Here is a 21,920-nt window from a genome sequence, read left to right on the forward strand (position 1 = left end):
GTCATGGATACGCGCAGCAACGACGCCTTCGCTTTCGACGTGACGCATCGGCTGGTGCTGTCGATCGCCGTTCCGATGACGCTCGGCTTCATGACGACGCCGCTGCTCGGGCTGACGAGCACCGCCGTCGTCGGTCATATGGGCGATGCGGAAGCGCTGGCGGGCCTGGCGATCGGCGCCATGCTCTTCGATCTGATCCTCGGCAGTTTCAACTTCCTGCGCGCCTCGACGACGGGGCTGACAGCGCAGGCCTATGGCCGGCGCGACCGGCACGAACAGCAGGCTGTCTTCTGGCGGGCGCTGATTTCAGCCCTCGGCTGCGGCCTGGCACTCCTCTGTCTTTCGCCGCTGCTCGAGACGGCGGGATTGCGGCTGATGGGCGCGGAAGGGGCGATCGCCGAGGCGACCGGCACCTATTTCGCGATCCGCATGCTGGCGGCACCGGCGGCGCTGGCGAATTACGCCATCCTCGGCTTCGTGCTCGGGCGCGGACAGGGCAGTGTCGGACTGCTGCTGCAGGCGCTGATCAACGGTATCAACATCCTGCTTTCCATCTATCTCGGCCTATCGCTCGGCTGGGGCGTGGCGGGGGTCGCCTGGGCAACCATGGCCGGTGAAACGATCGGGGCGATCGCCGGACTTTTCATCGTGCTTAGCGGCTTTGCCAAGGCGAAGCGGCCGGCGTGGCCGGAGATCTTTTCGCGGCAGCGGCTGGCGGAGCTTTTCGCCCTCAACCGCGACATCCTGATCCGCACCTTCGTGCTGATCGGCGCCTTTACGATCATGACGCGGATCGGCACCGGCTTCGGGGCGGTGACACTGGCCGCCAATGCCGTGCTGATGAATTTCTTCCTGCTGTCAGGCTATTATCTCGACGGGCTTGCCAATGCCGCCGAGCAGATTACCGGCCGGGCGATCGGTGCGCGTTATCGGCCGGCCTTCGACCGCGGGCTGAAGCTGACAACCATCTGGTCGTTCGGATTGGCGGCGTTCGCTTCCGCCTTCTTCTTCCTCGCCGGACCCTGGCTGATCTCGGTGCTGACCACCTCGCCCGAGGTGCGCCAGGCCGCCGAAACCTATTTGCCCTGGGCTGCCATCACCGGCCTGACGGGGGCGCTTGCCTTCCTGATGGACGGAGTCTTCATCGGCGCGACATGGTCTGTCGACATGCGCAACCGCATGCTGATATCCTTTGCCGGCTACCTCGCCATGCTCGCCGTCTTCGTGCCGCTCTTCGGCAATCACGGCCTATGGCTCGGCATGAACGCCTTCCTGCTGTTCCGCGGTTTCTTCCTGGCCATGCTGGTCAAGCCGCGCGCCGATCAGACTTTTCGCGCTGCCCAGTAATCGAGCTTGCTGTCGCGCAGTTGGCGGATCGAGCCGACCTTTTCGCGGTCCATGAGCTTGGAGAGGCCGCGGACGATATCGCCGGGCAGGCCGGGGCCTTCATAGACCATGCAGGAATAGAGCTGGACGAGGTCGGCGCCCGCCCTGATCTTTTCCAGCGCGGTTTCGGCCGAGGAGACGCCGCCGACGCCGATGATCGGCAGATCGGGGCCGACGCGCTTGCGCATCCGGGCAAGCACCGCCGTCGATTTTTCGAACAGCGGCACGCCGGAAAGGCCGCCCGCCTCCTTCGCCTGTCGCTGGTCCTTGAGACCGTCGCGCGACAGCGTGGTGTTGGAGACGATCAGCCCATCCAGCGTATGCGCGAGCACTTCCGCCGCGATATCGTCCATGCCTTCCTCGGTCAGGTCAGGGGCGATCTTCAGAAAGACGGGGATCTCCCGGCCGGATTTCTCCGCCATCTCGTCTCGCGCCGCAAGCACGGCCGACAGCAGCGCCGCGAGGCTTTCGCGCGCCTGCAGGTCGCGCAGGCCAGGCGTGTTCGGCGAGGAGATGTTGGCGGTGAAATAACGCGCCACCGAATAAAAACGTCGGATGCCGGCGACGTAATCGGCGATGCGGTCGTCGCTATCCTTGTTGGCGCCGATATTGACGCCGACGATGCCGGTGCCCGTCAATGCCGCGAGCCGCCCGAAGGCGGCCTCATGGCCTTCATTGTTGAAACCGAGGCGGTTGATGACGCCTTCGTCCTCGACCAGGCGGAAGATGCGCGGGCGCGGATTGCCGGATTGCGGCTTCGGCGTCACGGTGCCGATCTCGGTAAAACCGAAGCCGAGCTTCAGGAGCGCTTCGGGCACCTCGGCATTCTTGTCGTAGCCGGCCGCCATGCCGAGCGGGTTTTCGAAGGTGAGGCCGGCGACGGTCTGGCGAAGGCGCGGATCGGGAGTGATCCGGCAGGCAGGCACGAGGCCGGATTTCAGCGCGGCGATCGACACGCCGTGCGCCGTTTCCGGATCGAACAGGAAGAGACCCTTGCGGGCGACGCGCTTGAAGGGATCGATCATGGCTGCAGCTCCGGGAAGATATGAACGCCGTTCTCATCGAGCGGCAGCTGCGCCTCCCAGAGCACGGCCGCAAGCGGCAGATCGGCGTAGAGATGCGGGAAGAGATCGCCGCCGCGGGAGAGTTCGAAGAGGAGCTTGTCACCGAAGCCGCTGGCATCGACGGCGACCAGCACGAGGCCGGGCTGGCCGGCGAAATGCAGGGCCGCGGTCTGCTTCACCTGGTCAACCGTCGAGAAATGGATGAAGCCGTCCTTGAGATCGATGCTGGCGCCATGAAAAACACCGCTTTGTCTGGCTTGCTGCCAGAGCGTTTCCGTCACGATCTTGTAAAGGGTCGGTGTCACGGTCATCATGGCCTCGCGATTGCTGATCCTTGGGTCATGAGCGCTTTGCCGGAAAGAGGCGGCGATGTCCACGCCCCGGCACTCAAAAAGCGGGGCCATCCCAGGCAAAATCCGGAGGATGAGACGATGAAGATTTTGGTTCTCGCACTTGGCGCTGTTCTCCTGCCGCTTGGCGCCGCGGCGGCCGAGACCGATACGAGCCGATTCCAACTGGAGAAGAGCGGCGACCATTTCGTCCGGCTGGACCGCCAGACCGGCGCCATGTCGATCTGCCAGGACAAGGACGGCGCCCTCGTCTGCCGTATGGCGGCCGATGAGCGGGCGGCCTATGAGGACGAGCTCGACCGGCTTTCAGAGCGGGTGACCAAGCTGGAACAGGCAGGCCTCATCCAGCGGGCGCTGCCGAGCGACGCCGAGATCGACCGCTCGATCAGCATCATGGAGCGGATGATGAAGAGTTTCATGGGGATGGTGAAGGAGTTCCAGGCTGACGAAAAAGCCAATCCCCTTCCGCAGAAGACATGATCTGATATAGTCATTTCAGAAAGCATGCATGCAACGCCGAGGGGACGGCGCGCGTGCGGCATGATCGGACTCTTGGGAGGGAGTTTTCGATGCAGGAACAGACCATCATCATCGCGGACGATCATCCGCTGTTTCGCGATGCGCTGCGCCAGGCGGTGATCGGCATGGAAGGCCGGCAGACCATCGTCGAGGCCGGTGATTTTGCCGCCGCCCGCGCGGCTGCGGGCGCAAATCCGGATGCTGACCTGATACTGCTCGACCTCGCCATGCCCGGCGCCAGCGGTTTTTCCGGCCTGATGGCGCTGCGCGCAGAATTCGCCAGCCTGCCGATCATGATCGTTTCGGCGAGCGACGACGCCACGACAATCCGCCGGGCGCTGGAGCTCGGCGCTTCCGGCTTTATTTCCAAATCCTCGGGCATCGAAGACATCCGCCGCAGCATCCAGACGGTGCTTGCCGGCGATATCGCCACGCCGGAAAGCTATCGCGACGGCCAGGAGCAGGATCCCGATGTCGCCGATCTGATCCACCGCCTGCACACGCTAACACCGCAGCAGAGCCGGGTGCTGACCATGCTGGCCGAAGGCCTGTTGAACAAGCAGATCGCCTATGAACTCGGCGTCTCCGAAGCGACGATCAAGGCGCATGTCTCGGCAATCCTGCTGAAGCTCGATGTCGACAGCCGCACGCAGGCGGTCATCCAGCTCGGCAAGATCAACATGGCGATGGTGGCCTGAGGGCCGCCGAAACCGCCGATAGCAGGATTTTATTCCTCCTTTACCTTTACGGGCGCCGCACGGTCGGTTACTATTCCGTCCGGCTACAGCATCGGCCCGAAAATCGAAATCGATTTTCGGGCCGATGTGTAGATTTAAAGAGCTAGAGCGCCCTTTGTGCGTACGAACGGACGCCCGGCGCTCTGGAGCGATTCAGCTTTCACGGAAGCGCAGAGCCGCTCTAACCTTTTGTATTTACGCAATTCCGGACGGAAACCGCTTCGCACTTTTCCTGGAATTGCTCTAGAGCGCGGCCTGAGACAGGCTGCACGGAATCGGGCGCATATGCTGTCACACAAGCAGATCTGGGAGGCGATCGACAGGCTTGCCGAACGGCACGAGCTGACGCCATCCGGTCTTGCGCGCCGCGCCGGACTCGACCCCACCTCGTTCAACAAGTCAAAACGGCTTTCCGCCGATGGGCGGCTGCGCTGGCCGTCGACGGAATCGATCGCCAAGGTGCTCGATGCGACAGGCGCGAGCATGGAGCAGTTTCTCGCCTTCATGCAACCGGCCGCCAGTTCCGCCGGAGAGCGGATCGGCGAGCGTGCCGCCCCCCCGCCGGGCAGCGCCATTCCTCTGCTCGGCTTCGCCCAGGCCGGCGCCGGCGGCTTCTTCGACGATGGCGGCTTTCCGGCCGGTCATGGCTGGGACGTGGTGGAGTTTCCGACAAACCCGTCGCAGAAATCCGGCATCTATGCGCTGGAGGTGCAGGGCGAAAGCATGATGCCGCTTTATCGCGACGGCGACGTGCTGATCGTCGAGCCCGGGGCGCAGGTGCGCCGCAACGACCGCGTCGTCGTGCGCACAGGCGCGGGCGAAGTGATGGCCAAGGTGCTGCTGCGCCAGAGCTCGCGCTCGATCGAGCTGATGTCGCTCAATCCCGAACATCCCAACCGCACGCTCGATCTTGCCGATGTCGATTGGATCGCCCGCATCATCTGGGCCAGCCAGTAGGAAGATATTCCATGCGCCCTGCCGCCGTCTTTACAGGTATCACGGGGATGGCGGCGGTGGTCGGCCTGCTGATGGCAGGCGAAGCGAGACTTCGCGGCGGCACCGCATGGGAAGAAACCGGAGCCGCAGAGGAAACGTCGGCCGCGGCGCCGAAGGTTGCCTCCGAGACCGCCGAACCGGCGGCGACGATATCCGACGAACGTGCCGAAATGATCGCCCGCTCGGTGGAACCGGCGATCCCGCCCCCAGCGGCGGCGCCTGATGGCACGGCGCCCAAACCCGCCACGATCCCGCAACATGCGGCGCCGGCATCCAGCCAAACGGCAGGTCCCGCCGAGAAAAAGGCGATGGAGCTGTCGCGGCCGCTGGTCGAGAACGCCGGCAGTCTTTCCTTCGGTGAGCGTAGGCTCCAGCTTGCCGGCATCGTCCCCACGCCAGCTGACAGGATATGCGGGCCAGCAGGCCGGCAATGGCCCTGCGGCATGATGGCGAAGACGGCGCTGCGCCAGCTCTTGCGCAACCGCAGCCTCACCTGTGATCTCGATACGGCGGAATGGAAGGGAACGGCGATCGCCGCCTGCCGGCTCGGCACGCAGGATCTCGGCGCGTGGCTTGCCGAAAGCGGCTGGGCGGAAGCAGAGGCGGGTTCGCCGCTTGCAGCCGTCGCCGAGAAGGCGAAACAGGCGCAGAAAGGCATTTACGGCGGCGATCCACGCCGCAAGTGACAGGCCGTCCGCCGGGGCGAGATGCTGCCGATCTCTTGTAATGGCGGCCGCCAGTTCCTAATCTGGGCTGATCAAAAAGGAATCAGAGATGAATAAGCCGCTTTCCGCCCATGATGCGCTGATCTACGTGATGGTGATGGCGTCGGCCGTCGATAGCACCATGAACGATAAGGAGATGGAAAGGATCGGTCAGCTGATCGGCTTCCTGCCGGTTTTCAGGGATTTTGATGACGACAAACTGATTCCGATCGCGCGCGACTGCGCCGCGCTGCTGGCCGGGCCCGAGGGCCTCGACGTCGTTCTCGAAACCGTACGCGACACCCTGCCGGCAAAACTCTACGACACGGCCTATGCGCTTGCGGTCGAGGTGGCATCCGCCGATCTCTCGGTCAAGGCGGAGGAACTGCGGCTGCTCAGCCTGCTGCGGGACCGGCTCGGCCTCGACAAGCTCACTTGCGCGGCGATCGAGCGCAGCGCGATCGCACGCTTCCGCAAGGGCTGATGTTTTCTTTATGCATGTCGTTATCCCAAAACCGCTGCACACTTTTGGGCGACATGCATTTCAATAGAGCCCGTAGGGAAAATAGCGCAGATAGATTTCCTGAAGACGGCCATTGCGCGACAGCGCCGCCAGTGCATGGTCGATGGCGGAGGTCAGCACACTGTCCTTCTGTCGCAGCATGATCGTCATGCCCTCGCCGAGGAATTGCTCGGAGAGGTAGGGGCCGTCGAACAGCGCGCAGCATTTGTCGGAGGCCGGCGAAGAGACCCAGAAAGAAAGCTGCAGCGCATCGGCGAAGGCGGCATCGACCTTTCGCTCCTTGAGCGCCGCAAGCAGGGCGTCCTTCGTGTCGAAAGCCTGCGCTTTCAGCGCCGGGAAGAAGGCTGCCAGCATCGCCTCGTGCACCGTGCCTTTGACGACGCCGACCGGATGGTTCGAGAGCGCAGCAGCGGTCTTTCCATCGAGCGGGGCGGCGAGATTGCGCACGAAGCGCGCCGGCAGCATCAGATATGGCCGGGAGAAGAGAAATTGCCGGCGCAGCTCCGGGGTGACCGCAAGGCCGGCGATGACGGCATCGCCCTGCGAGGCGGCGAGCGCGTCCTTGAGATCGGCGAAAGGGATCGCCTGGATCTGGCACTTGTCCGAAATCTCCAGCTCGCTGCAGATTTCGCGGGCGAGATCGACGTTGAAACCGGAAAGCTTGCCGTTCTGATCGGTGAAATTAAATGGCGGGAAATCGACCGACGTCAGAAAGCGCAGGCGGACCAGCGAGGAGAGATCCGGTCTGGCGAGACGCTCGCGGGCATCGAAGAGCAACGGCAGCGAGGGCGCAGCTTGCTGGGCGAATGCCGCAAAGCTCGAAAGCAGCGCCGCCAGAAACAGGCCGGCCGCTAAAAAAGCCCTAAGAGTCGGGGATGCCTGCCGGGATTCAATCATGATGATCCAGTGTCGGGGTTGGGGTCGCCGAGATGTAACAGAGTCATGGCCGGCGGGGAATATACATGGGAGTGAGGCGAGCGGATGAGGCTCTCTTGAGCGATGGCGAGAACCTGCTGCTCTCCTCAAAATTTAGGCGGGACTGCGCCTGCGCGTTTGCGCGGAATTAAAGAATATCACCTCTATTGTCGCGACGATACGGACCCCGCCAGCCGATTGCATGATGCATGCGTCAACTCCCTTTCCGGCGCCGCGACAACCAGGCAGCGCTCTTTACAAATCCAATTTCCAAACACCGGACGCGCGGCGCGCCCGGCCAGATCGGGTGACATTTCCCATGTTGAAGCATCTGAAAATCCGCACCAAAATCATATCGGTCGTGGCGCTGTTCGGGCTGATCACGATGGCGGGGCTGATCTATGTCATATCCGAATTCCGCCGGGCGGACGCCGCCTATAGCGCCTTTATCGATCATGAGGCGCAGGCCTCGATGCTGAGCGCGCGCGCCAGCGCATCGGTGGTGGCCTCGGTGCTGCAGGTCACCCTGCTGGCCGACATGAAACCCGATACGCCGGCCTTCCAGACGGCTCTTGCCACACCGAGCAAGCTGCCGCAGGCCCGCGACCGGATGAAACAGGCCCTCGCACTGGTTCCGAGCCGCAAAGCGGCAATCGACGAAATCCAGGCCGGCATCGATGAAATCGAAGCTTTGGCCAACAAGATCATCGAGCAGAGCAAGGCCAAGGACAGCGCCGGCGCGCTCGCGAATGTCGCGCTGATCAATGCCAAGCTCGACGCGCTGACGCCGAAGATGATCGCCAACAACGATGCGATGATGGCATTGCTCAACGACGGCGGCGACGGGCTTTCCGCGTCCGTCAACGGCCAGATCACCTTCTGTTTCGTCCTGATCGGCATCGCTGTTCTCACCGGGATCGGCTTCGCCGTCGCCGTGGCGCAGAAAGGAATTGCCGGCCCGATGACGAAGCTCAGCCTGCGCATGACGCGGCTTGCCGAGGGCGACACCAATAGCGATATCAGCGGTCTCGATCGCCGCGACGAAGTCGGCCAGATGGCAAAGGCGGTTTCGATCTTCCGCGACAATGCGATCGAGCGTCGCCAGATCGAGGCACGCGCCGAGGCAGACCGCAGCGTCAGCGACGGCGAGCGCCGCGAACGCGACGCGCAGAAAGCCCGCGAGGCAGCCGAGCTCGAACGCGCCGTCGCAGCCCTTGGCGATGGGCTGCGCCGCCTTGCCGCCGGCGATCTCGCTTCGCATATCGACCAGCCCTTCGTCGCCCATCTCGATGCGCTGCGCCAGGATTTCAACCACTCGATCGAGAAGCTTAACGAGACCATGCAGGCGGTCGGGGCCAATGCCCGGGCGATCGGCGCCGGCGCCAACGAGATCCGTTCTTCCGCCGACGAGCTTTCCCGGCGAACGGAACAGCAGTCGGCCTCGGTCGAAGAAACCGCCGCAGCGCTGGAAGAGATCACCACGACGGTGCGCGACGCCGCCAAGCGCGCCGAAGAGGCGAGCCAGCTCGTCACCCGCACGCGCCTCGGCGCCGAAAGATCCGGCGAGATCGTCCGCAAGGCGGTCTCCGCCATGCACGAGATCGAAAAGTCGTCGGGCGAAATCTCCAATATCATCGGCGTCATCGACGACATCGCCTTCCAGACCAACCTCTTGGCGCTGAATGCGGGCGTCGAGGCGGCACGCGCCGGCGAAGCCGGCAAAGGCTTTGCCGTCGTCGCCCAGGAAGTGCGCGAGCTCGCCCAGCGCTCGGCCAATGCCGCCAAGGAGATCAAATCGCTGATCACCAATTCCGGCACGCATGTGCAGACCGGCGTCACGCTGGTCGGCGAGACCGGTAAGGCGCTCGACGTGATCGTCACCGAGGTGCAGGAGATCAACAAGCACGTCCATGCAATCGCCGAAGCCTCCCGCGAACAGTCGATCGGGCTGCAGGAGATCAACACCGCGGTCAACACCATGGACCAGGGCACACAGCAGAACGCGGCAATGGTCGAGCAATCGACGACCGCCAGCCACAGCCTCGCCACCGAAGCGTCGGCGCTCAACACCCTGCTCGGCCAGTTCCGGCTGACCGGCACCGGCGGTTTTGCCGTTGCCGCGCCGATCGCCCCGGCCCGGCCGCCGGTTGCAGCGCCACTCGCCGCCGCGCGCCCGGTCGCCAAGGCCGCCGCGATCCGCGTCGCCAAGGAGGGGGCTGCCCGCTCGACCGCCTCGCCGGCCCGCGCCCTCGGCCAAACACTCGCCAACGCCTTCGGCGCCCGCAGCAGCGCCCCAAAAAGCCAGGATGGCGACTGGACGGAGTTCTGAGCCGTCAAGACAGGTATTGGCAAGGGCGGCTCAGGGGCCGCCCTTTCTATTTGGGGACCTAGCCCGGCCGCCAGCCGATCTCGACGAGGATGTTCCCGGGCGCCGTGCAATAAAACAACCAGCCGCCGCGCATGGCGGCCGGCGGGCCGGAGAGCGCCGCGCCGACAGCGGCAAGTCCGGTATGAACAGCATCGACATCCTCCCTCTCGGGCAGGATAAAGCCGATATGATAGGTCTGACGCTGCAGTTCGACCTGGTCGGCAGTGCCGAACTTGGCAATCGGGTGGCTGAGGACGATTTCGAGGCCGGCATCATCGCTCAGGATCGCCAGGCCGTTCTGGCCGCGCATATCCTTCAGCGTCAGGCCGAAATGGCGAATGAAGAAATCGGCCGTAGCGGCGATATCGGGTACGTGAAAATCGAGATGGTTCAGGCGCATGACAGTCTCCGTTCAAAAAATCCCGGGACTGCCTTTTTGCCGTCTCCGCACGCCGCCGGGATCCCGCATCTTAATGCGGATCACGTCGCGGGTTCTCGTGCCAGGGCACGGAGCAGAGCTTCTTGAGAGCGCCGTTGACGCTCCGACGGAAGGGATCGGGCTTACCTCAACCGATCCTGCCTTTTTCGACGCTGCCGTTCTAGCAGACGGCGCCGGTTTCGGCAATGGAGAGCCTGAACCGATCACAGCGCTCCCGGCGGGACCTCCCGAAGGATTAAAGGCGGATTTGCCGTTTCAACTGGTGGGCGCGATGCGATCGGGAGTAAGATCACATCCTGCGGCGATCGAGAGGGGATTGATATGAAACCTGCAGTCATCGGCCTTATCGGCACCCTGGTTCTCGCCGGGTGCACGACCGTCACCTATGACGGCCCAGGCCTCGAACCCATTCCGGGCAGCATCACCTATAATGGCCAGCCGCGCAGCAAGCTCACCAAATCCCCGCCCGGCTCCTCCTTCCCGCATGATTTCATCGACCAATACGGGCAGCAGGTGGAGGAAACCTACGTCATCCAGGCCGACAGAAGCCTTATCATCGCGCATCGGCGCTACAAGCCGATTCGGTTCTTTGGAGATTAGGCTTTTCTCGACAGGGTCGATGACGTCGTCGATGCTCTGCGATGCGCCGGCGCGAAATTCGCAAAAACCGATGCCGTTGAAACCGACGACGTCTGGAAGCTTAGACAAAACTTAGGATGTGGTGCGCTTTCCGAAACCGAATGTCTTTCTCAGACTGCTATCGACCGCATTTGCCGGCATAAACCTGCGCAGCCGGCTGAGCAGCGTCGCCTGGCCACCCGCCGGTTGACGCATTTTGTATGGACCGTTGATTGCCGCCAGGATTTTCTCCGCGACAGCCAGCGGCGACGGCGCGGTTTTGATCTGGGCCTGTACCGTTTTGATGGTCGCATCGGCCTGTGTTGCGTAAGCGCCCAGGGGCGCCTCTGTTTGTGCCGCGTTTACATCGAGGTTGGTGTTGGTGAAGGTCGGCTGAACCAGCACGACGCGCACGTTGAACTCACGAATCTCATGGTCCAGCGACTCCGACAGTCCTTCAAGCGCATGCTTGCTGCTGGCATATATTCCCATGAACGGCGCCGGCAGGAAACCGAGGACCGAGCTGATATTGATGATCAGACCGCTGCGAGCGGCGCGCATGGAGGGCAAGGCAGCGCGGATCATGCGCAGAGGGCCGAAAACATTGGTATCGAAGACTGCCTGAGCTTCGGCAGGCGACGTGTTCTCGACCGGGCCGACCAGCGAAACGCCGGCATTGTTGATCAGGACGTCGATCTTGCCTGCCTCGGACAAAACCCATTGAACAAAATCGGAGACCGAGGCGTCATCGGTCACGTCGGCAGTCCCATAGCGCACGCCGGGAATGGCATTGACACGCTGCGGGTTACGCACGCCGCCAAAGACTTGGAAGCCGTTTTGTGCAAGAAGGCGGGCCGACGCTTCGCCTATTCCGGAGGATGCTCCGGTAATGACGACGACTTTATTTTGAGACATGGAGGCTCCTGGCTGGGCGCGAGTGGTTGACTACGTGCTTCAATAGACGGTCAGATTTTTCACCCTGTCGCCAAAGGACAGTGCCTCAGAACCTGGCATCCAAGCACGTAAGATTTCGATCGACATCTATCCTTGCTTTAGATGTCAATCGAAATATAAAATCAAGCATTTTTTGTTTTACGGCGATTTTTTTTGGTGATCGCGCCTCCAAACGTGCCGGGGCAGTGTCGCTGGGAGCGGCATGAGCCTCAACGGGTTCAGGATTTGTCAGCGGCAGTCCCCAATCGGTTTCGAGCGACCATTTCGTCGTGGGTCAGGCTCGTGCCTGCCGCGAAGAATTCCTTGATCAGCGCGTCGCGATTATCGGCTGCGCGGGATCGATCCGCCGATCGCAGCGCTTCTTCCAGCTGATCTGCTGCAAGCTCGGTGCAATAGGCCGGGGTGCCGGGCTGCTGACGCCAGGATGCCGCCAGCCCTCCCGCATCCAGCGCATTAAAACCGGTGGCCTCGACCAGCCCTATGGCAATCGCCTTGGCGCGCGGAGCATCGCCTGCAACCGGGATGGCGATGCGTCCATCCGTGGCGTCAGGCCGCCCCTTCTCCGCCAGCGTTGTGGCGAGCACGGCGTTCCAAGCCTTGACGACCGGTCGGCCGATCTGCCCGCTCACCCAGACGCTCTCGGGCATGCCGTCGTCGACGTCGGCGATCGCACCGTCACGAAACGGATAATAGTTTGACGTATCGATCACCACGACCTCTTCAGGCACGCCCTTGAAGAGCCCAGCGAGATCGCGATAGTTTGCGAATGGGATCGAAAGAACCACCACCTCGACGCCCCGGACGGCTTCTTCCTTCGAAACGGCGGCCGCTCCGATATCGCCGGCAAGATCGCGGATGGTGTCCGGTCCCTTTGAATTGGCAAGCTTGACCGCATGGCCGCCGGCGGCGAGTTTTCTCGCCAGAGTCGCGCCGATATTTCCAGCACCGATGATTCCGATCTTCATAGGATGTCCTTTCTCTGATGTGGAAGTAAGCCCGTCTCAATCGCGGGCGGGACGAGCGAATGCGTGCAGCGTGTCGCGCAGATCGGCCAGCCCCTCGTCCGTGAGCTGGCAGGCGGTTTTGATCTTGTCGGTGACGGCCCATAGCTCGTCACGCAGAGATTCGCCGGTTTTGGTAAGATGGATGAGCACCCGCCGCTCGTCGTCGCAATCGCGCGTCCGGGTCACCATTCCGGCCAATTCCAGGCGCTTGAGCAGCGGCGTGATCGTTCCGGTATCCATGTCGAGGTTCAAGCCCAACTCGCCAACGGCGCGCGGCGTGCCGCCATAAAGTTCAAGCATCACCAGGTATTGCGGGAATGTCAGGCCGAGCGGCTGCAGAAATGGCTTGTGAAAACGGGCCATCCGGTTGGCCGCCCCATAGAGCGCAAACGAAAGTTGGGTGCCCACCGCGCGGCGGGATGCGATCTCGTTGTTCGACATGGTTTCATCTAGTGTGCGTTTATCTAGTGCGCTAGATAATGACTTATTCGGAGAGAACAAGGTCGGCAGCGCTAAATTGGGCGCCTGTCGCTCTCGCGGCCCGACGTGCCAAGCGCTTTCATGATGAAGCGGATCTGGGCATGGAGGCTGATTGCGGTCGCCTCACCCTCCTGAACACGCTGCTCGAGCAGAACCGGATGGAAGAACGGCAAGAAGGCCGTGATGACGCCGCGCGCGGCTTCGTCGGCGTCTTCGACCTTGAACTCGCCTGTCTGCTGACCCTCGCGGACAAGTCCTTTGAGAATTGCCAGGATGTGTTCATTGTGCGCGTTGATGGTTGCCCAACTTCCGCCCATGGCGGCGACGAGCAGATCGTGCATCGGTCTGTCCTCGACCAGCATTTTCGTGCTGTGGCGGTGGATGGCGGTCAAAAGATCCGCCAGCCTTTTGCTCGCCGGCGCATCCGTTCGCGCGATCGCCAGAGCGGTTTCAGCAACCTCTTTGACCACAAGTCCGCAGACGGAACTATTGATCGCCGTCCTCGAGGGAAAGAAGCGATAGACGTTGGCGCGACTCATGCCGAGTTCGGAGGCGATGTCGGCGACCGATGTCTTATGATAGCCGATCCGCCGAAAATAGGTCATCGCCATCTCCGGAGAACATCACTCTGCAGCCATTGCCGTCGGCAACTCCACCTCCTTCGGTAACTCCACCTCCTTCGGGGAGTTTTCATGGCTTTCCTTTTTCGTCGGCTTGATGCGGAACCAGGTGGCGTAGAGAGCCGGAAGGAAGAGCAGGATCATCACCGTGCCGACCGCCGTTCCGCCAATCAGTGTGTAGGCCATCGACCCCCAGAACACCGAGTGCGTGAGTGGTATGAAGGCGAGGACGGCGGCAAGGGCTGTCAGAATAACTGGACGCGTCCGCTGCACCGTCGCCTCGATAACGGCATGATAATCGTCGAGACCGGCTGCCTTATTCTCCTTGATCTGTTCCGTCAGGATCAAGGTGTTGCGCATCAGAATTCCAGCCAGCCCGATCAATCCGAGAATGGCATTGAAACCGAAAGGCTTATCGAAAAGCAGCAAGACCGGAACCGCCCCGGCAAGACCGAGCGGCCCTGTCAGCATGACCATGGTCATCGTCGACAGGCTACGGACCTGCAGAACGATAACGATCAGCATGGCGGCAACCATCGCCGGGAAGATCTTGACGAGGGCGTTGTTGGCCTTGAGGGATTCCTCGATGTTTCCGCCCATCTCGATACGATATCCCACGGGCAGCGAGGCAATTAGCGGCTGAAGCGCCTTCATGACCTGCGCTGAGACCTCCGGCGGCTGTGTCGCTTCGTTGATATCGGACCGGATCGTAATGACAGGCATTCGATCGCGGCGTTTCAGGATCGGTTCTTCAAACCGGATTTCGGAGTGGCCGATCTGATCGAGCGGAACCTGTCTCCCATCCCGGCTCATCAGCGAGAAGTCCGCCAATCGTGAGGGATCAAGCCGGTTGCCGCCGGCACTGCGTGCAACGACCGGCACGCTGCGGATATTTTCGCGAACCTCGGTGATCGGAATTCCGCTCAGCAGCAACTGCATCTGCTGGGCTGCCTCGGCCGGCGACAGGCCAATCAGGTTCAGCCGATCCTGGTCGGGAACGAAACGCAGCACCGGCGTGCGGTTGCCCCAATCGCGGTTTGCCTGGCGAACATCCGGCACGCTCTTCATGATGTCGAGAGCTTTCTCGGAAATCTGGTACAGTTGCTCCTGATCCGGGCCAGTGATCCGGAACTCGACCGGAAACGGCGTGTAAGGACCGAAGACGAGCTGGGTGACGCGGACATAGGCTTCAGGGGTGAGGCCGTCCGAAATCGCCGCGCGGAGCCGAAGCTTCAAGACCTCGCGCGTGTGAGCGTCAGGGGTCAGCACGACGATCTTGGCGAAAGACGGGTCCGGCAATTCCGGGGCCATGGCAAAGAAGAAGCGGGGCGCGCCCTGGCCGACATAGCTGGTGACCGTCTTTGCTTCCGGCTGCTTCTGCAGCCACCCTTCGAGCTTCTCGACCGTTGCCGTCGTCGCCTCGATACTGGTGCCTTCGGGCATGCGGACTTCGACGAGGACTTCGGGACGGTCCGACGTCGGGAAGAACTGCTTTTTCACCGCACCCATTCCGACGACGGAAGTCCCCATGGCGATGGCGACCACCGCACAGGTGACGAACTTGTGGCGCACGGTAAACTCGATCAGCCCTCGCAGGCGGCGGTAATTCGGGGTGTTGTAGATGGCGTGATGACCACCTTCAACCGGCTTGATCGCCGGCAGCATCTGGACCCCGAGATAGGGCGTGAAGATCACTGCGACAATCCAGGATACGATCAAGGCAAATCCGACGACCCAGAAGATGTTGCCGGCATATTCGCCGGCGGTCGATCGGGCAAAGCCGACCGGCATCAATCCGATTATCGTTACCAGTGTACCCGACAGCATCGGCGCTGCCGTATGGCTCCAGGCATAGGCGGCCGCCTTCATGCGATCCATCCCCTCTTCCATCTTCACCACCATCACCTCGATGGCGATGATGGCGTCGTCGACCAGAAGGCCGAGCGCCAGGATCAGCGCACCGAGGGTGATGCGGTCGAAGAACCGGCCGGTTTCCAGCATGATGAGGAAGACGACGGCAAGTGTGAGCGGCACGGCCAGAGCCACGACGATGCCGACACGCCAACCGAGACTGACGAGGCTGACGAACAACACGACGCCGAGCGCCATGGCGAATTTCAGCATGAACTCGCCGACGGCTTCGTCGATGTTGACCGCCTGGTCGCTGACCTTGGCGAGCGTCATGCCGAGCGGCAAGGTCTTTGCGATCGCTGCGGATCTTTCTTCCAGCGCCTTGCCGAGATCCAGACCGTTCCAGCCCTGCTGCATCACCGCGGCAAGCATGATGGCGGGCTCGCCGTCATGGCGAATGAGATAGGTGGCCGGATCTTGATAACCGCGCCGCACTTCGGCAAAATCCGAGAGCTTCAAGGTGCGCCCGGCTGCGACGATCGGCGTGTCGGCGATCGCCTGGATGCTGTCATAGGCGCCATCGAAGCGAATGAAGACCTGCGGGCCGCGCGTATCGATCGACCCTGCCGGCGTCACGGTGTTTTGCCGCTGCAATGCGGCCGCGATGTCCTGTGCCGAAATGCCGAGGGTGGCCAGCTTGGCATAGGAGAACTCGACAAAAATCTGTTCGGGCCGCTCTCCGAGGATGTTGATCTTCTTGACTCCAGGCACATGCAGAAGATCCTGGCGGATCACCTCGGCCTGACGCACAAGCTCGCGCATCGGCATGCCCTTGGCCTTGAGGGCATAAAGACCGAAGCTGACATCGGAATATTCGTCGTTGACAAAGGGACCGAGCACGCCCCTTGGCAGGTTGCGGGCCTCGTCTCCAAGCTTCTTTCGGGCCTGATAGAATTCCTCCTCGACTGCCGTTGCCGGCGTACTGTCTTTCAAGGTGACGGTCAAAAAGGCGTAGCCCGGGCGCGTTGTCGTTTCGACACGATCGTACCAGGTGAGTTCCTGGAGACGCTTCTCGAGCGGCTCGGCGACCAGATCCTGCATCTCGCGGGCTGTCGCGCCCGGCCACACCGATGTCACGGTCAAGGTCTTGATGGTGAAGGAGGGGTCCTCGGCGCGCCCGAGCTTGACGAAGGCATAGGCGCCGGCGGCCGCCAGCAGAACGATGAAGAACAGGGTTACGGCCCGCTCGCGAACGGCGAGCGCGGATAGATTGAAGTTCATCAGTTTGCCGCCTCTGTCTGTTCCACCTTGGTGCGCACGCTGGCGCCGTCCTGCAGCAGATGGGCGCCGAGGGCGACGACCGGCTCGCCTGCATTGACGCTGGAAACCACCGCGACCTCCTCACCCAGCTGCTCTATTTTCACCTGCCGGAAGTGGACGGTCGAAGATTTCTGATCGAAGACCCAGACGCCGGTTCGGCTGCCATCATCCAAGACGGAGCCGACGGGCACCGCCGCATGCGATTGGCCGCTGCTGTTGGAGATTCTGATCGTCACCGTCGCACCCAGCGGAGCCGACGCTGCGGCGCCATCCAGAACCCAGCGCGCCTCATAGGTGCGGGTTTGCGGATCGGCGGCATCGGAGATCTGCCGAAGCCGCGCCTTGTCCTGCCGGCTGTCGTTGCCGTAGACGCTGGCATTGGCGATCTCGCCGAGCTGCGGCCTGAGAAATTCCGGCATCCAGACCAGCGCTTCACGCGGCCCGGCCTGGGCGAGCCGGACCACGGTTTGTCCCGCCGTCACGACCTGCCCCGGCTCGCCCAGCGTTTCGACAACCGTTCCATCGGTGTCGGCAACGAGGACGGAATAGGCGGCCTCGTTTTCCGCGACCTTGGCGTCTGCTTGCGCGGCGGCAAGCTGCGCGGTAGCGGTGTCAAGCGCTGCCTTTGCCTGCTCGTAGCGCTGCGGCGTCGCGGCCAATCCGTTTTTCACCAAAGCGGCGTAGCGTCTCTCGTCTGCTTGCGCCTGGGTCAGCACAGCCTCGGCTGCAGCGACCGCGTTTCGTTTCGCTGTCAGCGCAAGCCGCAGATCGGTCTCGTCGATGCGCATCAGCGGCTGGCCGGCCTTGACCTGCACTCCAACGTCCACATAACGCTGCACGATCTTGCCGGGCACGCGAAAACCAAGGTTGCTTTGCACCCGGGCGGCGATGGTGCCCGTGAAGCTGCGTTCGGCGCTCTCCGGCCTCTTTGCTTCCACCAACTTGACGAAGGGCGCTGCTGTTCGGGGATCGGCGGCCGGCACGCTTGCGTCCGAAGACTTGGCGGTCAAGACGAACGTCGTGGCGCCGGCAGCCGCCAAAAGGCCGAAGGAGGCGAGGAGAATTTTGCGGTTCATGTCAGTAACCCTTCTTGACGGGCGCAGCTATTTATTTAGATTGCGATCTAACTCTAATTCTTATATAGATGTCAAATGAAATCTAATTGGAGATCGCTATGAGAGTCAGTCGCGCCCAGGCCGAGGCCAATCGAGAAACGGTGATCGATGTCGCAAGCCGGCTCTTCCGGGAGCATGGCTTCGACGGCATCGGGTTGAAGGACCTGATGAAAGGTGCCGGCCTCACCCAAGGCGGGTTCTACAAGCAGTTCGAATCGAAGGATGATCTTGTGGCCCTTGCATCCGGGCGAGCGATGGAGAGTGCGCTCCGCAGATGGTCAAGGGTTGCCGCCGGAAGGCCCGATCCGCTTGAAGCGGTTGTCGACCTCTATCTCTCGCCCGGGCACCGGGAGGAAAAGGGCGATGGTTGCCCTTTGGCAGCGCTCGGATCCGACGCGGCGCGCCTGAGCGAAGGGGTCCGCGCTCCATTCCAGAATGGCATCGAAGCTCATCTTCAGATTCTCGACCAATTGATCCCGGCGCCGGATGGCTCGAAACCCGATGACAAAGCCATGGTCATCCTCTCCCTCATGGTAGGCGCCGTCACGATCTCTCGCATCATGACGGATCGGCGCATGTCGGAGCGTGTCCTCGAATCCGCGACCGCTGCGGTCAAGCGCATCGCAAACTCCACAGAAGAAGTGTGAGATTCAGTAGCAGTGAAGGAGCAGCTGGAGCGGGTGAAGGGAATCGAACCCTCGTATTCAGCTTGGGAAGCTGCTGCTCTACCATTGAGCTACACCCGCGATGCGCTGAGATTTCCAACAGATGGGGGCCGCTGTCAAGTCGCCGCCCGTCAGGCCGGCGTCAGATGCGGAAATGTTTTGAAAGCTTGAGGCCCTGGGCCTGGTAATTGGAGCCGAGGCCGGAGCCGTACAGGCTGGCGGGTTTTTCCTGCATGTGCTCGTAGACCAGGCGGCCGACGATCTGGCCGTCTTCGAGGATGAAGGGGACTTCGTGGCTGCGCACTTCGAGCACGGCGCGGCTGCCGCGCCCGCCGGCCGGCGCATGGCCGAAGCCCGGATCGAAGAAGCCGGCATAGTGGACGCGGAACTCGCCGACCAGCGGATCGAAGGGGGTCATCTCGGCGGCATAATCCGGCGGCACATGCACGGCCTCGCGCGAAACGAGGATATAGAACTCGTCGGGATCGAGGATCAGTTCGTTGCGGCCGCGGCTATAGAGCGGTTCCCAGAAATCGAAAATATCGTGCTGATCCTTCTCGTCGACATCGACGACGGCGGTGTGGTGTTTGCCGCGATAGCCGATCAGGCCGTCCTTGTCGCCGGTGAGGTCGATCGACAGCGCGATGCCGCCGCCCGAGACGTTCGGCTGCTTGCTGGCGACCAGCGTCTCGCTTTCATGCAGCTTCAAAAGTTCCGGCTCGCCGAGCACGGACTGGCCGACGCGGAAGCGGATCTGCGACAGGCGCGAGCCGCGGCGCACGACGATCGGGAAGGTGCGCGGGCTGATTTCGAGATAGAGCGGGCCGGAATAACCTGTCGGGATCTTGTCGAATTCCTGGGCGTAGTCGGTGATGACGCGGGTGAAGATATCGAGCCTGCCGGTCGAGCTCTTCGGATTGGCCGAGGCCGACATCTCGGCCGGCAGCGCCAGGCTCTCCATCAGCGGCACGATGTAGACGCAGCCGGTTTCGAGCACGGCGCCCTGGGACAGGTCGATCACGTGCAGGCTCAGCCGATCGAGCTTGTCGGAGACCAGATGCGAGGGACCGGGCATGAAGGAGGCGCGCACACGAAACGCCTTGCTTCCCAAGCGCAGGTCGAGACTTGCCGGCTGGATCTGATCGCGGTCGAGCTCCCGCTCGGAGTTCAGACGCCCCGTTTCGAACAGTGCCGCAATCGCGCGGTCCGCCAGAATTCCAGTTTCGCGAGCCATCATGCCCCATCCATCATTTTGCCGCCGACAAAACCAAACTCGGGGAATTGACGCAAGCAGCTAACAGCAGTATTGCAGAATTATCCCGTGGTGATTTGGCCGGTCGGCTTGCAGCCACGTTAAACAAGTGGCTAAAAAGACCGGGTTGAAACCGGTCTGCTTTTGCGGCCGGTTTTTTTGTTATGTGAAGGTGATGGCATGAGCAAGACCTGGCGCCCGGCAACCCAACTCGTCCATGGCGGCACGCTGCGTTCGCAATATGGCGAAACGTCGGAGGCAATCTATCTCACCCAGGGTTTCGTCTATGACACGTCGGAAGCGGCCGAGGCCCGCTTCAAGGGCGAAACGGACGGCTTCATCTATGCCCGCTACGGCAGCCCCACCAACGACATGTTCGAAAAGCGCATGTGCGCGTTGGAAGGCGCCGAAGATGGCCGCGCCACCGCCTCCGGCATGGCGGCCGTCGCCGCCGCCGTTCTCTGCCAGGTCAAGGCAGGCGACCATATCGTCGCCGCCCGCGCCCTGTTCGGCTCCTGCCGCTGGGTCGTGGAAACGCTGGCGCCGAAATACGGCGTCGAGTGCACGCTGGTCGACGGCCGGGATCTCGCCAACTGGGAACAGGCGATCCGCCCGAACACTAAGGTGTTCTTTCTGGAAAGCCCGACCAACCCGACGCTCGAAGTGGTCGATATCGCAGGCGTCGCCAGGCTCGCCAACCAGGTCGGCGCCAAGCTGATCGTCGACAACGTCTTTGCGACGCCGCTCTTCCAGAAGCCCTTGGAGCTCGGCGCCCACATCGTCGTCTATTCCGCCACCAAGCACATCGACGGCCAGGGCCGCTGCCTCGGCGGCGTGGTGCTCGCCGACAAGGCATGGATCGACGAGAACCTGCACGACTATTTCCGCCATACCGGCCCGGCCATGTCGCCGTTCAATGCCTGGACGCTGTTGAAGGGCATCGAGACACTGCCGCTGCGCGTGCGCCAGCAGACCGAGAATGCGGCGAAGATCGCCGATTTCCTGGCCGAGCAAGGCAAGGTCGCCAAGGTGATCTATCCCGGCCGCAAGGATCACCCGCAGGCCGAGATCATCGCCAAGCAGATGACCGGCGGCTCGACGCTCGTCTGCTTCGAGCTGAAGGGCGGCAAGGAGGCGGCCTTTGCACTGCAGAATGCGCTTGAGATCATCAAGATCTCCAACAATCTCGGCGACAGCAAAAGCCTGATCACCCATCCGGCAACGACGACGCACAAGAACCTGACGGAAGAGGCGCGCGCCGAACTCGGCATCTCCCCAGGCACCGTCCGTCTTTCGGCCGGCATCGAGGACACCAACGACCTGATCGAGGATTTCGCGAAGGCGCTTTCCAAGGTTTCGGCCTGATCGACTGGAATATCGGCCGGATTTCAATGTGGAGCCGGCCGCCGATCTGCGGGAACAAGTACCGCCGCGCGGGCGTTGCGAAGTAAAATTAACGCTGACTGTTAGGCTTAACGATCGAAAACCATTCGATCATCACCATTTGACCGCTGATCAACGTTCCGTTTCTTGACGGACAGGGCCTCTTTATAAGATACGGGTAACATATCTTGACTATGGTGCAAGGCATGTATCGCGCCCTCACAAGAGATATCGAAGTCGTGGTCGAACCGTTCTATCTGGAGGAGCAATCCGATCCGGAAGATGATCGCTATGTCTGGGGTTACCGGATCGTCATCAGCAACAATTCCGGCGTCGCCGTTCGCCTCGTCAACCGCTACTGGAACATCACCGATCAGAACGGACAGGTGGACGAAGTGACCGGCCCCGGCGTCGTCGGCGAACAGCCGCGGCTCAGCCCCGGTGACACCTACGAATATTCCTCCGGCTGCCCGCTCGACACGCCCTCAGGCCTGATGTTCGGCCATTATCAGATGGAAACGGATGAAGGCGAGCTGTTCGACGTCGACATCCCAGCCTTCTCGCTTGACTCGCCGGGGCTGTTGCGCGTGCTGAATTGAGGGGCAAGTTCCCGCTCAAGAGATTGCCGAGATCTGAAAAAGTCCCCTCCCCAACCCC

Annotated in this window: 22 protein-coding genes, 1 tRNA gene and 1 riboswitch; of the genes, 11 read left to right on the top strand and 12 right to left on the bottom strand. The window is 62.2% G+C overall.

Annotated features, from left to right (window positions below):
- Positions 1 to 3: 3 nt before the first annotated feature.
- Positions 4 to 1,347, top strand: a complete 1,344-nt coding sequence (locus GGD53_RS24450) for an MATE family efflux transporter (protein WP_184459343.1) — start codon at positions 4 to 6, stop codon at positions 1,345 to 1,347.
- On the opposite strand, the gene GGD53_RS24455 is transcribed toward GGD53_RS24450, so the two are convergent.
- Both GGD53_RS24455 and GGD53_RS24460 read right to left on the bottom strand, forming a co-directional pair.
- Positions 1,323 to 2,411 (bottom strand): quinone-dependent dihydroorotate dehydrogenase, encoded by a 1,089-nt coding sequence (locus GGD53_RS24455; protein ID WP_184459344.1) that lies wholly within the window; start codon positions 2,409 to 2,411, stop codon positions 1,323 to 1,325. The genes GGD53_RS24450 and GGD53_RS24455 overlap by 25 nt on opposite strands.
- Positions 2,408 to 2,761, bottom strand: a complete 354-nt coding sequence (locus GGD53_RS24460; protein WP_184459398.1) for a DUF952 domain-containing protein — start codon at positions 2,759 to 2,761, stop codon at positions 2,408 to 2,410. The genes GGD53_RS24455 and GGD53_RS24460 overlap by 4 nt, the downstream gene beginning before the upstream one ends.
- A 120-nt stretch (positions 2,762 to 2,881) precedes the next feature.
- Here GGD53_RS24460 and GGD53_RS24465 point away from each other — a divergent pair, with 120 nt between their 5' ends.
- The 5 genes from GGD53_RS24465 to GGD53_RS24485 all read left to right on the top strand — a co-directional run bounded on the left by GGD53_RS24465 (position 2,882) and on the right by GGD53_RS24485 (position 6,240).
- Positions 2,882 to 3,280 carry a hypothetical protein gene (locus GGD53_RS24465; RefSeq protein WP_184459345.1) on the top strand — a complete coding sequence of 133 codons (399 nt, stop codon included), beginning with the start codon at positions 2,882 to 2,884 and terminating at the stop codon, positions 3,278 to 3,280.
- An 89-nt stretch (positions 3,281 to 3,369) separates the two neighbouring features.
- Positions 3,370 to 4,017: a response regulator gene (locus GGD53_RS24470; RefSeq protein WP_184459346.1), complete on the top strand. Its 648-nt coding sequence runs from the start codon at positions 3,370 to 3,372 to the stop codon at positions 4,015 to 4,017.
- Between the two features lie 324 nt (positions 4,018 to 4,341).
- Positions 4,342 to 5,013 (top strand): S24 family peptidase, encoded by a 672-nt coding sequence (locus GGD53_RS24475; RefSeq protein WP_184459347.1) that lies wholly within the window; start codon positions 4,342 to 4,344, stop codon positions 5,011 to 5,013.
- An 11-nt stretch (positions 5,014 to 5,024) separates the two neighbouring features.
- Positions 5,025 to 5,738: a thermonuclease family protein gene (locus GGD53_RS24480; RefSeq protein ID WP_184459348.1), complete on the top strand. Its 714-nt coding sequence runs from the start codon at positions 5,025 to 5,027 to the stop codon at positions 5,736 to 5,738.
- Positions 5,739 to 5,826: 88 nt separating this feature from the next.
- Positions 5,827 to 6,240, top strand: coding sequence for a tellurite resistance TerB family protein (locus tag GGD53_RS24485; RefSeq protein WP_184459349.1), 414 nt, complete (start codon positions 5,827 to 5,829; stop codon positions 6,238 to 6,240).
- 60 nt (positions 6,241 to 6,300) lie between these two features.
- Here the strand turns inward: GGD53_RS24485 and GGD53_RS24490 are convergent, their stop codons facing one another.
- Complete coding sequence (locus GGD53_RS24490; protein WP_184459350.1) at positions 6,301 to 7,176, bottom strand: transporter substrate-binding domain-containing protein; 876 nt, start codon at positions 7,174 to 7,176, stop codon at positions 6,301 to 6,303.
- Positions 7,177 to 7,513: 337 nt separating this feature from the next.
- Between GGD53_RS24490 and GGD53_RS24495 the strand changes: the two genes are divergently transcribed.
- Positions 7,514 to 9,523 carry a methyl-accepting chemotaxis protein gene (locus GGD53_RS24495; protein WP_184459351.1) on the top strand — a complete coding sequence of 670 codons (2,010 nt, stop codon included), beginning with the start codon at positions 7,514 to 7,516 and terminating at the stop codon, positions 9,521 to 9,523.
- Positions 9,524 to 9,581: 58 nt separating this feature from the next.
- Here GGD53_RS24495 and GGD53_RS24500 read toward each other — a convergent pair whose 3' ends face one another.
- Complete coding sequence (locus GGD53_RS24500; RefSeq protein ID WP_184459352.1) at positions 9,582 to 9,962, bottom strand: VOC family protein; 381 nt, start codon at positions 9,960 to 9,962, stop codon at positions 9,582 to 9,584.
- Positions 9,963 to 10,322: 360 nt separating this feature from the next.
- Here GGD53_RS24500 and GGD53_RS24505 point away from each other — a divergent pair, with 360 nt between their 5' ends.
- Positions 10,323 to 10,601 carry a hypothetical protein gene (locus GGD53_RS24505; RefSeq protein WP_003570550.1) on the top strand — a complete coding sequence of 93 codons (279 nt, stop codon included), beginning with the start codon at positions 10,323 to 10,325 and terminating at the stop codon, positions 10,599 to 10,601.
- Between the two features lie 111 nt (positions 10,602 to 10,712).
- Here GGD53_RS24505 and GGD53_RS24510 read toward each other — a convergent pair whose 3' ends face one another.
- The 6 genes from GGD53_RS24510 to GGD53_RS24535 all read right to left on the bottom strand — a co-directional run bounded on the left by GGD53_RS24510 (position 10,713) and on the right by GGD53_RS24535 (position 17,924).
- The gene (locus GGD53_RS24510) at positions 10,713 to 11,534 is read right to left on the bottom strand and encodes an oxidoreductase (RefSeq protein ID WP_184459353.1); all 822 of its coding nucleotides are present in this window, start codon (positions 11,532 to 11,534) and stop codon (positions 10,713 to 10,715) included.
- A gap of 257 nt (positions 11,535 to 11,791) precedes the next feature.
- A complete protein-coding gene (locus GGD53_RS24515; RefSeq protein WP_184459354.1) occupies positions 11,792 to 12,538 on the bottom strand; it encodes an NADPH-dependent F420 reductase in 747 nt (248 codons plus the stop codon).
- A gap of 36 nt (positions 12,539 to 12,574) precedes the next feature.
- Positions 12,575 to 13,018 (bottom strand): MarR family winged helix-turn-helix transcriptional regulator, encoded by a 444-nt coding sequence (locus GGD53_RS24520; RefSeq protein ID WP_184459355.1) that lies wholly within the window; start codon positions 13,016 to 13,018, stop codon positions 12,575 to 12,577.
- A gap of 71 nt (positions 13,019 to 13,089) precedes the next feature.
- The gene (locus tag GGD53_RS24525) at positions 13,090 to 13,662 is read right to left on the bottom strand and encodes a TetR/AcrR family transcriptional regulator (protein ID WP_246717873.1); all 573 of its coding nucleotides are present in this window, start codon (positions 13,660 to 13,662) and stop codon (positions 13,090 to 13,092) included.
- Positions 13,663 to 13,680: 18 nt separating this feature from the next.
- Positions 13,681 to 16,809, bottom strand: a complete 3,129-nt coding sequence (locus tag GGD53_RS24530; protein ID WP_184459357.1) for an efflux RND transporter permease subunit — start codon at positions 16,807 to 16,809, stop codon at positions 13,681 to 13,683.
- A complete protein-coding gene (locus tag GGD53_RS24535) occupies positions 16,809 to 17,924 on the bottom strand; it encodes an efflux RND transporter periplasmic adaptor subunit (RefSeq protein WP_184459358.1) in 1,116 nt (371 codons plus the stop codon). The genes GGD53_RS24530 and GGD53_RS24535 overlap by 1 nt, the downstream gene beginning before the upstream one ends.
- 98 nt (positions 17,925 to 18,022) lie before the next feature.
- On the opposite strand from GGD53_RS24535, the gene GGD53_RS24540 reads away from it, so the two are divergent.
- A complete protein-coding gene (locus GGD53_RS24540; RefSeq protein ID WP_184459359.1) occupies positions 18,023 to 18,610 on the top strand; it encodes a TetR/AcrR family transcriptional regulator in 588 nt (195 codons plus the stop codon).
- A gap of 25 nt (positions 18,611 to 18,635) precedes the next feature.
- Here the strand turns inward: GGD53_RS24540 and GGD53_RS24545 are convergent.
- Together GGD53_RS24545 and GGD53_RS24550 are read right to left on the bottom strand one after the other, a co-directional pair.
- Positions 18,636 to 18,709, bottom strand: a tRNA-Gly gene (locus GGD53_RS24545).
- A 61-nt stretch (positions 18,710 to 18,770) separates the two neighbouring features.
- Positions 18,771 to 19,865, bottom strand: a complete 1,095-nt coding sequence (locus GGD53_RS24550) for a 2'-deoxycytidine 5'-triphosphate deaminase (RefSeq protein ID WP_184459360.1) — start codon at positions 19,863 to 19,865, stop codon at positions 18,771 to 18,773.
- A 74-nt stretch (positions 19,866 to 19,939) separates the two neighbouring features.
- Positions 19,940 to 20,018, top strand: a riboswitch (SAM riboswitch).
- Positions 20,019 to 20,060: 42 nt separating this feature from the next.
- Here GGD53_RS24550 and GGD53_RS24555 point away from each other — a divergent pair.
- Together GGD53_RS24555 and apaG are read left to right on the top strand one after the other, a co-directional pair.
- On the top strand, positions 20,061 to 21,245 hold the full coding sequence (locus GGD53_RS24555; RefSeq protein ID WP_184459361.1) for an O-succinylhomoserine sulfhydrylase: 1,185 nt from the start codon (positions 20,061 to 20,063) through the stop codon (positions 21,243 to 21,245).
- 224 nt (positions 21,246 to 21,469) lie between these two features.
- Positions 21,470 to 21,862, top strand: coding sequence for a Co2+/Mg2+ efflux protein ApaG (gene apaG, locus GGD53_RS24560; RefSeq protein ID WP_011423893.1), 393 nt, complete (start codon positions 21,470 to 21,472; stop codon positions 21,860 to 21,862).
- Positions 21,863 to 21,920: the final 58 nt, after the last annotated feature.

Origin of the sequence: Rhizobium aethiopicum (assembly GCF_014197535.1) — a bacterium.
Classification (GTDB): Bacteria; Pseudomonadota; Alphaproteobacteria; order Rhizobiales; family Rhizobiaceae; genus Rhizobium; species Rhizobium aethiopicum_A.